Here is a 10,768-nt window from a genome sequence, read left to right as displayed (position 1 = left end):
GTGCCGGGGCCGTGGCCCGAGGGGCCGCCCGGTGTGCCGCGGGCGGGGCCGGCGCCACCGGGGCGGTCGGCGGACAGGAGCAGCCTACCCGCGCCCCGCCCCGTAGACGCTCAGGTGCGTGTACGCCAGCGAGAACAGCGGCGTGGCCACGCCCAGCTCCCTGCCCCGGGAGACCAGGTCGCCGATGATGTGGTCGGCCTCCACCGGGTTGCCGCGGCTCAGGTCCCAGTACATGGAGGTCGTGGTCGAGGACGTGGTGTCGGCGATGACCGCGTCGGCCCTCTCGCGGGCCGCCTCGCCCGGCGGGTGGCCCGAGGCGGTGGCCACGGCGATGGCCTCGGCGAAGACGGCGGCGGTGAACTCCTGGCCGCCCGGTGCGCTGTTGACCCGGCCGATGGGGCCGCGCATCAGGCAGGTGCACGCGCCCAGGGTCGCCAGGAACACCCACTTGTCCCACAGCTCCTGGCGGATGTCGGCGGCGGAGGTGGCGGTGTGACCCCCGGTGTCCAGCGCCGCGTGCACCTCCCGCGGCGCGACGACGGGGTGTTCGCCCAGCGGTCCGTAGATCAGCCGACCCATGTTGCCGACCTGGACGATCTCCCCCTGTTCGCCCAGGCGCGTCATCACCATGGCCACGCCGCCGTAGACCCGGTCCGCGCCGAAGCGGTCCACCAGGGCGTCGACGTGGCGCATGCCGTTGAGGAAGGGCAGCACCGCGGTCCGCGGGCCCACGGCGGGGGACAGGTCCTTGAGGGCGTCGTCGAACCCGTACGACTTGACGGCCACGACCACCAGGCCGTAGTCGGGTCCCACCTGGTCGGCGGTGATCGCGCGGACCGGTACCGCCTCCACGCGTCCTCGCACGTCGCGCACGCGCAGACCTTGTTCGCGAAGGAGCGCTGCGCGGGCGGGGCGGACGAGGAAGTCCACGTCGCGGCCCGCCCGGGCCAGGTGCGCTCCGAAGTAGCCGCCGACCGCTCCGGCTCCCACGACAAGAATCCTCATGCTGCTCCCGCCCGGTGGTTGCACGACAACGCACAACCTAGGGCCGTGGGGTCCCGCCCGGCAAGGGCGCGGCGAGGGGACCGGGTACCCGGCGCCGCCGCACTCTCGCAAAGCCTGTCCCATGCTTGGGAAACCCCGGTTTTCGCGGTTCGGAGCGGAGGGCACTCTGGTCGTGGCCCGTGCGCCCCGTTCGGAGGGCGAGCACGGCGCGACCCGGGGTGACGCCCCGCCCGCACTAGGAGGAGGAAACGGTTCCCATGGCTTACGTGACCACCCGCGACGGCGTCGAGATCTTCTACAAGGACTGGGGGAGCGGCCGACCGGTCGTGTTCATCCACGGCTGGCCGCTCAACGCCGACGCGTGGGAGGACCAGATGAAGTGGGTGGCCGACAACGGCTTCCGCGGCCTCGCCCACGACCGCCGCGGCCACGGCCGCTCCGGCCAGCCCTGGAGCGGCTACGACTTCGACACCTTCGCGGACGACCTCAACGACCTCATGAACCACCTGGACCTCCAGGACGTCACGCTGGTGGCCCACTCCATGGGGGGCGGCGAGCTCGCCCGCTACATCGGGCGCCACGGCACCCGGCGCGTGCGCCAGGCCGTCCTGCTGTCCGCGGTCCCGCCGGTCATGCTCAGGTCCGACACCAACCCCGAGGGGGTGCCCGAGGAGATCCTCACCGGGATCAAGGACGGCATCCTCCGGGAGCGCTCGCAGTTCTGGAGGGAGACCGCGGAGGGCTTCTTCGGCGCCAACCGCCCCGGCAACAAGGTCACGCAGGGCAACAAGGACGCCTTCTGGTTCATGGCCATGCACCAGGCCATCGAGGCCGGCGTGCGCTGCGTGGACGCCTTCGGCTACACCGACTTCACCGAGGACCTGCGCCGCTTCGACGTCCCGACCCTGGTGGTGCACGGAGACGACGACCAGGTCGTTCCGATCGACGCCACCGGCCGCAAGTCGGCGCGGATCATCCCGGAAGCGACCCTGAAGGTCTACGAGGGCGGCTCCCACGGCATCGCCCTCGTACCGGGCGACAAGGACAGGTTCAACCAGGACCTGCTGGAGTTCCTCAAGAGCTGACCCGCCTCCGGCTGGCGGGACCGCGCGGGAGCAGCGACCGGACCCGCCCGCCGCGGCGGACGCCGAGCGCGGCCGTGGGGAGCGGGTGCGCTGCCGGATCGCGAGGGCGCCGATCTCCCGCCGGGTGTTGCCAGCGCGGCCCGTGCGCCACAGGATGGGTGCTGCCGACGGCTCCAGCGGCCGTACCGGCGGGCGGGAGGCGGCACATGACCGGTTCGACGACATCCAGCACCGTGGACGACGTCCTCCGGCGCAGCGCGGCACGCGCCCCGGGGCGTACCGCACTGGTCTTCGGCGGGCGCGACTGGACCTACGCCGACCTGGACGCCGCGGTCACCCGCGCCGCCGCACGCCTGCGCGGCCTCGGCGCCGTCCGGGGCGACAGGGTCGCGGCCTACGGCAGGAACTCCGACGCCTACCTCATCGGGTTCCTGGCCTGCGCCCGGGCGGGGCTGGTCCACGTGCCGATCAACTTCGCCCTCCGCGGGGAGGAGCTGGCCTACCTGCTGGAGCAGTCCGGCAGCACCGTCGTCCTGACCGATCCCGCCCTGCGCCCGGCCGTGGACGCGCTGCGCGCCGAGACCGGCGTGGAACAGGTGCTGGAGCTGCGCGAGGGCCCCGGCTCGCTGCTCGCCGACAGCCTGGAGGGGCCGGTGCCCGAACTGGACGCCGATGTCCGCGACACCGACCTGGTGCAGCTGCTGTACACCTCCGGCACCACCTCCCGCCCCAAGGGCGCGATGATGACCCACCGGGCGCTCGTCCACGAGTACCTGTCCTGCGTGGTGGGCCTGGACCTGTCCGCCGACGACGAGCCCCTGCACGCCATGCCGCTCTACCACAGCGCGCAGATGCACGTCTTCCTCATGCCGTGGCTGGCGGTCGGGGCGCGCAACACCCTGGTGGAGGCGCCCGACCCCGCCGACCTGCTGGAGCGGATCGAGACGGCCGGGCACCGGGCCTTCTTCGCCGCGCCCACGCTGTGGGTGGCGATGGCGGGCCACCCCGATTTCGCCCGGCGAGACCTGTCGAGCCTGCGCAAGGCCTACTACGGGGCCTCCGTCATGCCCGGACCGGTGCTGGACAGGCTGCGCGCCGCCCTGCCCGGACTGGGCTTCTACAACTGCTTCGGGCAGAGCGAGATCGGCCCGCTGGCCACGGTGCTGCGCCCCGAGGAGCACGATGCGCGCCCCGCCTCCGCGGGCCGCTCCGCCCTGTTCGTGGAACTCAGGGTGGTGGACGACGACGGACGCGCCGTCGCCCCCGGCGAGCTGGGCGAGGCGGTGTACCGGTCGCCGCAGTTGTGCCGGGGCTACTGGGACAAGCCCGAGGAGACCCGGGAGGCCTTCCGTGACGGCTGGTTCCACTCCGGCGACCTGGTGCGCGCCGACGCCGAGGGCTACATCGAGGTTGTGGACCGGATCAAGGACGTCATCAACACCGGCGGCGTGCTGGTGGCCTCCCGTGAGGTGGAGGACGCCCTGTACACCCACCCCGGGGTGGCTGAGGCCGCGGTGGTCGGCGTGCCCGACGAGAAGTGGATCGAGGCGGTGACCGCGTTCGTGGTGCCCACCGGGGAGGCCGACCCCGAGACCCTGCCCGACGACCTGGTGGAGCACGTGCGCGCCCGCCTGGCGGCGTTCAAGGTCCCCAAGGAGGTGCGGGTGGTGGCCGGCCTGCCGCGCAACGCCTCCGGCAAGATCCTCAAGCGCGAGCTGCGCGACCGCACCGCCTGACCGGCACCGCGCCGTCCGCGGCTGACCCGCCCCCACGGGGGATCCGCCTCTTCGGGGACCGGAGGCTGATCTCGCAGCCCACGTTGAGGCCCACCCGTTCGGGGCGGTCGCGGCGCGACCCTCCGGCGGCCTCGGCGGCCCGGCCCGTGTCGGTTTTCAGCTCGCCCGGCGCGGTGTCGACCAGGCGGGGCTGGAACCATCCGGAGGGCGGCCAGGACCGGGCCGAGGCCTGGACCGTCTCCGGCGGTCGCACGCGGGACGGGGTCCGGGACGCCTTCCCGGCCGCCCGCGCGGGTGCGGCGGGGCGCTACCCGGCCGTCGAACGCACGATCACCGCGGGTCCGACCCCGGAGGAGGCCTTCTCCCGGGGGCTGGGGCGGCTCCCGGCCGAGATGGAGCTGCGCGTGCGCCCCCGCCCGGCCGAACACTCCTCGCGCTCCGACCGGCCCCGCGGCCCGACACGGCCGCGGGGGTGCTTGCACGGGTACACGGCTCCCCCGAACCTGGGACAGTCCGGGGCGCGGATCCGACCGCCTCGGACGGCCCCGGCCGGTGAGGCCGCGCCGGCCGCCCGCTCCGTATTCCCGGGCCGCGCGGTCCGCGGCTGACGAGGAGGCGACGCGGTGAGTGGCGAGGACAGCACGAAGGCCGTGGTCATGGCGTTGGCGGCCAATCTCGGGATCGCCGCGACCAAGTTCGTCGCCTACCTTCTGACCGCCTCGTCGGCCATGCTCGCCGAGTCGGTGCACTCGGTGGCCGACTCAGGCAACCAGCTCCTGCTGCTGGTCGGCGGGCGGCGGGCCAGGCGCACGGCCACCCGCGAACACCCCTTCGGTTTCGGCCACGAGCGCTATGTCTACGCCTTCCTGGTGGCGATCGTGCTGTTCACCCTCGGCGGGCTGTTCGCCCTGTACGAGGCATGGGAGAAGATCCGCGACCCGCACCCGATCACCTCCTGGCAGTGGGTCCCCCTCGTGGTGCTGCTGGTGGCCGCCGCCCTGGAGTCGACGGCGCTGCGCACCGCGATGCGCCAGACCAGGACGGCACGCGCCCGGGTGGGCTGGTTCGGCTTCATCCGCCGCACCAAGGCCCCGGAACTGCCGGTGATCCTGTTGGAGGACACCGGTGCCCTCATCGGCCTGGCCTTCGCCCTGGCCGGTGTCAGCCTCACCCTGATCACCGGCGACGGCGTCTGGGACGGGCTCGGCTCGGGGGCCATCGGACTGCTGCTGATGGTGTTCGCGGTGGTCCTGGCGGTGGAGATGAAGAGCCTGCTCATCGGTGAGTCGGCCAGTGAGGAGCACATCCGCCTCATCCGCGAGGCCGTCCTGGACTGCGCGGACATCGACGCCCTCATCCACATGCGAACGATGCACCTGGGCCCCGAGGAGCTCCTGGTCGCGGCCAAGGTGGCCGTGGACGCCGAGGACGACGCCCGCCGCGTCACCGCCGCCATCGACGAGGCCGAGCGGCGGATCCGCGCGGCGGTGCCCATCGCCACGATCATCTACGTCGAACCCGACCTGCTGCGCCCGCGGCCCGCGGACTGAGGCGCCCCGCGACCGCGAGGGCCGTGCCCGAAGGCCCGGGGCAGCCCTTTCGAGGGGCACCCGCCCTGTGCGCTGGCTTTCCAGGCAGCTCTTATTTTCACCGAAACAATGAAGCGAACACGTGTTCGGGTAAAATCAACATTGTTCGCAGGCGTGTGGTTCCCATGCGGTGTGGAGTCGCATCAGATGCACGCAAGGCATTTGAGCAGTTGAAGCATGTCGCTGGCTCCGGCGGGGGTTCGCGCACTCCGGGGGGTGCGGGTATTTTTCCCCTGCTTTTCCGTCTGTCGTGTGCGTGCGGCATGCGGTTTTATGGCGCATGGTGAAAAATTTCCTCCCAGTGGCTTTTGAAGCCATTTCTTGGGGAAAATACTCCTCATATCGCGATCATCCCCCGCCGGATACCGGCCGCCCGCCTCGATCGGCAGCGCGGACGTACCGTCCGCCCACCGCCGTCCAGGCGGACATCAGGCATCCAACAGGACACGACACCGGGGGCTTCCTCTTTGTCCATCAACGTTCCCCACGCGACGCACGAGACCTTCGACCGCACACCAGCCGTCCCCGGACCGCGCACACCGGTATGGGACGAGGACCCCACCGCCGAGGAGATGCTCGCCGAACTCCACGCCCTTGACAGGGACGACCCGAGGGCCGACGACCTGTGCGAACGGGTCGTGGTCCTCTACCAGCCGCTGGTCAACAGGCTAGCCCGCCGCTACAACGGCCGGGGCGAACCGCTGGACGATCTGCAGCAGGCCGCCATGCTCGGGCTGGTCAAGGCCATCCACGGCTTCAACCCCGACCGCGGCAAGCCGTTCATCTCCTACCTGATGCCCACGGTCACCGGTGAGATCAAGCGGCACTTCCGCGACCACACCTGGGCCGTGCGCGTGTCCCGGCGCCACCAGGAGAACCGGACCAAGCTGCGCCAGGCGCTCAACGACTTCCAGCAGGCCCACGCGCGGACGCCCACGATCCGCGAACTCTCCGAGGAGATGGGGCTGCCCGGGGCCGAGGTCAGCGAGCTGATCCAGGTCTCGGAGTCCTACCGCTCCCTGTCCCTGGACGCGCCGGAGGCCTCCGACTCCGAGGGCGTGGAGGGCAGCCGGTTGGAGGACCACCTGGGCAGCGAGGACGAGGGCCTGGAACTGGTTGTCCAGCGCGAGTCGCTCAAGCCCGCCCTGGCCCGCCTGCCCGAGCGCGAGCGCGAGATCCTCATGCTGCGCTTCTTCGGCGACCGCACCCAGTCCCAGATCGCCGACTGCCTCGGCTACTCGCAGATGCACGTGTCCCGGCTCCTCAACGGCGTCCTGGCGCAACTGCGCGAGGAGATGGAACAGGACGGGCGCGCCCGGAGATGAGGCGGGCAGCGCCGCCGGGAGGACGCCGACGGGGGCCGTCCTCCCGGCGGCGTTCACGCCGAATGTCACCGGGGACGTCTACGGTGCCTCCATGGCCACCGCACCGCTGACCGCCAGGGCCTTCCTGGCGCGCCTCGACGAGCACCGCAGCGACGGGGAGCTCCGCAAGTACCAGCGGTACTTCCGCTTCGAGGTCGGCAGCCAGCCCGAGGACGACTACTTCGTCGGTGTGCGCATGGGCACGGTGTTCGCCCTGGCCAAGGAGTTCGCGGACATGCCCCTCGACCAGGTCGAGGAGCTGATGGACAGCCCCGTGCACGAGGCCCGGGCCGGGGCGATGAGCGTCATGGAGAAGAAGGCCCGCCACCGGCGCAGCACGTCCGAACAGGTCGCCGCGCTCGCCGAGCTGTACCTGCGCCGCCACGACCGCGTCAACAACTGGGACCTGGTGGACCTGGCCGCGCACCACGTCCTGGGCCGCCACCTGCGGGATCGACCCCGCGGGGTCCTGTACACCCTGGCGCGCTCGGACGATCCGTGGCGGCGGCGCACCGCCATCGTGGCGACGGCGCACTTCATCGCCCACGACGACCTCGACGACGCCTTCTCCCTGTCCGAGATCCTCCTGGAGGACGACCACGAACTGGTGCAGAAGGCGGTGGGGTGGATGCTGCGCACCGCCGGGGACAAGGACCGCGACCGGCTGCTGGCCTTCCTCGACGACCACGCCGCCCGGGCCCCGCGCCCCCTGCTGCGCGCCGCGGTCGAGAAGCTCGACCCCTCCCGGCGCGCCCACTACCGTTCCCTGTGACCGCGCCTGCGAACGAGCGAGGAAAGGTGCCATGCCCCCCGACACCGAGCGCGACCGGCTCCGCGAGCGCCTGCTGGCGCGTGCCTGGACCGACGACTCCGTGGCGGGGGCCGCGCTCACCGGCTCCCGCGCCGACGGGACGGCCGACCGGTGGTCCGACATCGACCTCGTCCTCGCCGTGCGCGAGGGCCGCGACGGGGTGCCCGCCGACTGGACGGAGTGGCTCCACCGGGAGTTCGGCGCGCTGCACCACTGGGACCTGCCCGTCCCCGGACCCCGCCTCGTCCGCGTGTTCCTCCTGCCCGGGTGCCTGGAGGTGGACCTCGCCTTCCTCCCCGAGGGTGAGTTCGGCCCCCGAGGCCCCCAGTGGCGGACGGTCTTCGGGAACGCGCGCGAGCTCCAGCCCTTCCCGGAACCGGATCCGGACACGCTGATAGGCCACTCCTGGCACCACGCCCTGCACGCCCGCGTCTGCGTCGAGCGCGGACGCCTGTGGCAGGCCGAGCACTGGATCGGCCGCCTGCGCGAACAGACGGTGGCGTTGGCGTGTCTGCGGCTGGGCCGCCCGACGGCGTTCAACAAGGGCGCGCACCTGCTGCCCGCCGAGGTCACCGACTCCCTGGGGGCCACGCTGGTCCGCGCGCTCACGGGAGAGGAACTGCTCCGGGCTCTGGAGGCCTTGACGGCGCTGCTCATCACCGAGGTCGCGCGGGTCCGGCCGGAACTGGCGGACGCGCTGGGGCCCGAACTCGGGCGCGCCTCCTCGGACGGCGGGCGCTGAGCGGCGCCGCGCCCCCGCGGGGGCGCGGCGCCGGATCCGTTACTCGGAGGGTTCGGGCAGGGGCGGGCACTCGATGGTCGGGTTGACCCCCATGTAGTTCAACGGCCCGACGAAGATGGTTCCGACGGTGTGGCCCAGTGTCGAGCACGAGGTCTCGTCGTCGCTGAACAGATCGCGCTGGAACGCGGCGATCAGCCCGATGAGCAGCCACAGGACGACGAGGGTCGAAAGAACGATGCGTACTCGCACGCTCTGCCTCCAGGGGATGGGGGTAGTGGATCGGTTGTCTTCGCGGCAGACCTATACCCGCGAGACGCGACGTTTCACCTAGTGCCGCCTCCCGCTTCCCTGAAGACCCCTTCTGCCCCAGAACGCGCCGTTCGCGGCTCAGGGCCACACGTCGAACCGCCACCTGGTGGGCCCGTGCGGCAGTTCGGAGACCGGGAAGGCGAACACCGTCGACGGGGGGATCGTGAACACCCGGTAGGGCGGCGGGCCGGCGGTCGGCGCCCCCTCCGGGCCCGTCAGCCCCCCGTCCCCGGCGCGAGGGGTCCACCCGTGGCGTTCGGCGTAACCCGCGGCCACCCGGCCCAGCAGGTCCGGGTCCAGCACCCGCTCGGCCGCGCCCTCCACCACCACGTCCATGACGCCGGTGGTGAAGGCCAGGCTCACCTGCGGGGACGCGGCCAGCAGCCGGGACTTTGCGGTGCCCTCTCCCGACGCGAAGAAGGGTTGTCCGTCCACCCACACCGCCAGCAGCGGCCGGGTGTGCGGGTGGCCGTCCGCGCGCGTCACGGTCAGCCAGCACGTCGCGGTCGACCCCGCCAGGTGGGGGAGCACCTCCTCCCACACACCGGGTGCCTCGTTGGTCAGGGACTGCGCCTTCGGGCTGGGAAACACGTCGCGCTCCTCGGGTCCGGCCTGAACGAGCGAACCACACTAGCCGTGCGCACCGACACTCAGGCGGCGGCCGGCGCGGTGCGCCGCGTACGCACCGCGAAAGCGGTGAACACCGCCGCGGCGGCCACGGCCGTGGCGAGCATGACCGCGGTCATGCTGGACAGGGTCACCGGGCCGGTCAGTCCGGCGGTCGAGGCCAGACCGGAACCGATGCCGAACTGGAGGGTGCCCAGCAGGGCCGAGCCGCTCCCGGCGATCCTCGGCGGCTGCCCGTCCAGGGCCAGCGCGGTGGCGTTCGGCGACACCAGCCCGGTGAACACCATCATCACGAACAGCGCGACGGTCACCGTCACCAGGTTCGCCCCGCCCGCGGACCCCAGCAGCGCCAGCGAGGCCACGGAGGCGATCGACCCTGCCAGTCCCAGGAACAGGCGGCGGTGGATCTCGACCCGGCGGATGAGGTAGGCGTTCAGCTGGTTGCCGATGATCATGCCGAGAGTGGTCACCGCGAACACCAGGCTGAACTCCTGGGCGCTGGCCCCGAAGCGCGAGTGGGCCACGAACGAGAACGTCGAGATGTAGGTGAAGCTCATCCCGAAGCTCAGCGCGAGCGTGAGCGTGGGTGCGGTGAAGCGGATGTCGCGCAGCAGGCGGCCGAACACGCGCAGCTGGGCACGCGGGTTGACCCGCTCGCGCTGCTCGGGCGGCAGGCTCTCGGGCAGGCCGAACAGCACCAGGGCGAAGGTCGCCAGCCCGGTGGCGCCGAGCACGGCGAAGAGCAGCTGCCAGGGCCCGAAGAAGAGCAGTTGGCCGCCAAGGATCGGGCCGAGCATCGGGGCCAGGCCGGAGAGCAGCACCAGCCGGGAGAAGAAGGTGGCGGCGGCGTCGCCGTCGAACACGTCCCGCACGATCGCGCGGGAGATGACCAGCCCGGCCGCGGCCGACAGCCCCTGGCCGAAGCGCAGCAGGCTGAACATCTCCACGCTGTCGACCGCCGCGATGGCGAGGGTGGTGGCGGTGAACACGCCGATGCCGACCAGCAGCGGCGCACGGCGGCCCCACCGGTCGCTGAGCGGGCCGATGACGAGCTGGCCCAGGGCCAGACCGGCCATCACCGAGGTCAGGGTGAGCTTGACGCTGGCCTCGCTGGTGCCCAGGTCGGCGGCGATCTGGGGCAGCGCGGGCAGGTACAGGTCGGTGGCGAGCGGGCCGATCGCGGACAGCACGCCGAGGACCAGGACCAGCAGCAGCGTGCGGCGGCGCGTGCGCGCCGTGGCGGACGTGGCCTCCTGGCGGGACGGCCCGGCCTGCTGCGGCACGTCGTGGTGGTTCAGGGGCTTGTCGGCGGTAGTGACGTTCTGGGCGTCCGGGACGATCTGGACGTCCGGGGTGATCTGGGCACGGGGATTCGGACGTGCGGAAGCAAGGGTCACCGAGGCTCCAACGCAGGGAGAAGTAACAACGAGCGGTGCGCGGTACGCGGGGGCGCCTTGAACCGCCTTCGGGCGTGGCGCCGGCAGAAGTCCCATGGGAGGA

Annotated in this window: 10 protein-coding genes; 6 read left to right on the top strand and 4 right to left on the bottom strand. The window is 72.2% G+C overall.

The annotated features are described in order from the left end of the window. Window positions 1–84 precede the first annotated feature (84 nt). Complete coding sequence (locus tag ABD54_RS01335) at window positions 85–1,005, bottom strand: ketopantoate reductase family protein (protein WP_200904017.1); 921 nt, start codon at window positions 1,003–1,005, stop codon at window positions 85–87. Between the two features lie 257 nt (window positions 1,006–1,262). On the opposite strand from ABD54_RS01335, the gene ABD54_RS01330 reads away from it, so the two are divergent. The 6 genes from ABD54_RS01330 (at window position 1,263) to ABD54_RS01300 (ending at window position 8,332) form a co-directional block, all read left to right on the top strand. Next, the gene (locus ABD54_RS01330; protein WP_047867580.1) at window positions 1,263–2,090 is read left to right on the top strand and encodes an alpha/beta fold hydrolase; all 828 of its coding nucleotides are present in this window, start codon (window positions 1,263–1,265) and stop codon (window positions 2,088–2,090) included. Between the two features lie 206 nt (window positions 2,091–2,296). Next, window positions 2,297–3,826 carry an acyl-CoA synthetase gene (locus ABD54_RS01325; protein ID WP_047867579.1) on the top strand — a complete coding sequence of 510 codons (1,530 nt, stop codon included), beginning with the start codon at window positions 2,297–2,299 and terminating at the stop codon, window positions 3,824–3,826. A 623-nt stretch (window positions 3,827–4,449) separates the two neighbouring features. Next, entirely contained in the window at window positions 4,450–5,376 is a 927-nt protein-coding gene (locus ABD54_RS01315; RefSeq protein WP_047867577.1) for a cation diffusion facilitator family transporter, read from the top strand. Window positions 5,377–5,882: 506 nt separating this feature from the next. Then, complete coding sequence (locus ABD54_RS01310; protein ID WP_047867576.1) at window positions 5,883–6,740, top strand: SigB/SigF/SigG family RNA polymerase sigma factor; 858 nt, start codon at window positions 5,883–5,885, stop codon at window positions 6,738–6,740. Between the two features lie 91 nt (window positions 6,741–6,831). After that, window positions 6,832–7,551 carry a DNA alkylation repair protein gene (locus ABD54_RS01305; protein ID WP_047867575.1) on the top strand — a complete coding sequence of 240 codons (720 nt, stop codon included), beginning with the start codon at window positions 6,832–6,834 and terminating at the stop codon, window positions 7,549–7,551. Between the two features lie 31 nt (window positions 7,552–7,582). Then, entirely contained in the window at window positions 7,583–8,332 is a 750-nt protein-coding gene (locus tag ABD54_RS01300) for a nucleotidyltransferase domain-containing protein (protein ID WP_047867574.1), read from the top strand. A 39-nt stretch (window positions 8,333–8,371) separates the two neighbouring features. Here ABD54_RS01300 and ABD54_RS01295 read toward each other — a convergent pair whose 3' ends face one another. From ABD54_RS01295 to ABD54_RS01285, 3 genes are all read right to left on the bottom strand, one after another. Further along, window positions 8,372–8,581, bottom strand: a complete 210-nt coding sequence (locus tag ABD54_RS01295; RefSeq protein WP_047867573.1) for a hypothetical protein — start codon at window positions 8,579–8,581, stop codon at window positions 8,372–8,374. Window positions 8,582–8,719: 138 nt separating this feature from the next. Further along, window positions 8,720–9,232, bottom strand: a complete 513-nt coding sequence (locus ABD54_RS01290; protein ID WP_053063497.1) for a pyridoxamine 5'-phosphate oxidase family protein — start codon at window positions 9,230–9,232, stop codon at window positions 8,720–8,722. Window positions 9,233–9,291: 59 nt separating this feature from the next. After that, complete coding sequence (locus tag ABD54_RS01285) at window positions 9,292–10,665, bottom strand: multidrug effflux MFS transporter (RefSeq protein WP_047867572.1); 1,374 nt, start codon at window positions 10,663–10,665, stop codon at window positions 9,292–9,294. Window positions 10,666–10,768: the final 103 nt, after the last annotated feature.

The organism is Nocardiopsis sp. RV163 (genome assembly GCF_001029525.1).
In the GTDB taxonomy this organism is placed as follows: domain Bacteria; phylum Actinomycetota; class Actinomycetes; order Streptosporangiales; family Streptosporangiaceae; genus Nocardiopsis; species Nocardiopsis dassonvillei.
The sequence above is the reverse complement of the archived record's forward strand: the minus strand, read 5'-3'. Positions and strand labels throughout refer to the sequence as shown.